Origin of the sequence: Staphylococcus sp. GDY8P72P, assembly GCF_016890655.1 — a bacterium.
GTDB lineage: Bacteria > Bacillota > Bacilli > Staphylococcales > Staphylococcaceae > Staphylococcus > Staphylococcus arlettae.
The window spans coordinates 1-1,117 of sequence record NZ_JAFEQJ010000043.1; the positions used below are offsets into that span (position 1 = coordinate 1).

At 38.8% G+C, this 1,117-nt stretch carries 1 protein-coding gene; it reads right to left on the minus strand.

The window, feature by feature from the left end; genetic code table 11:
* A partial coding sequence (locus JVU85_RS13660) for an MFS transporter (RefSeq protein ID WP_204172864.1) occupies positions 1-927 on the minus strand: 927 nt, incomplete at its 3' end.
* Positions 928-1,117: the final 190 nt, after the last annotated feature.

Consider the following 1,117-nt stretch of genomic DNA (forward strand, 5'->3'; position numbering starts at 1 on the left):
TCCATTCACCTCAACGACTAGTAATGGGACGAACACAAGAACAGCGAAATAAGCAAACATCGAAAAAAATGCAATTATGACCGTATTGACATAATCCTTGTTATTGAACAGGACAGGTGGTACAAATGGATTTTCTGCGGTAACAATTCTCCAAATAAATCCCACCAAAGCTACAACAGAACCAATTAGGCTAGTTAACGATGAGAACGAAGAAAAACCAGAAGTTTCTCCTTGAGTGATGCCAAAAAGGAGTAATCCTACTGTGAGGCCGAGGAATAAACCACCAATGAAATCAAAGTTCTTATTGCTTCCTACGGATTCTGCCGGTTTAATTGTCGGTAACGCGTAGTAGGCACCAATAACAATCATAATGGCTAACAAAAATGTGAACCAAAACAAGGCATTCCACCCTAAATATTGACCAACTACTCCACCAAATATTGGACCAGCAGCAGTTCCAACACCAATACTTCCTGCGATAATTCCCAAAGCTCCCCCACGTTTTCCTTGTGGGAAAACCTTCGAAATTGCAATGACTGATAGAACTGGAATTGCGGACATCCCAGCACCCTGAACCATTCTTCCCAAAACCAACAATGGGAGGTTCGGGGCAATTGCACATAAAAGACTACCACTTGCCAGAATCATAATGGCAAAGATATATAGCTTTCGTAACTCAAAAAAGTCTGAGATTCGACCATAAATCGGAACTCCAATCGCAAGAACAAGTGCAATACCACTAACTATCCAACTCACTTGAGATTTCGAAGCTTCTAAATCTTTGCTTATTAGTGGAAGTACGGGATTGACTAAATCAGCCGTAATTGAACCTACAAGTACAGATAGGGAGAGTACCATCATTAAAAGCCTAGTAGAACCCCTTTTTTCAGATTGAATCATTTCTTTAGATTTACTATCCTTTTTCATTTTATTTCCTCCTAAAATATATTGTGATTTTAGGAGGCTAAATCCACTGCTTTCACCATAAACCTCACCTCATATCTATTTATATTGTAAAACCAAATCAACGAACTCACCATATTTCTACAGCATGATTAAAGATTCGGTTCTCCAAACTAACTGAACTGATCAAACAAAAAAAAGGCACCAGTTTAAC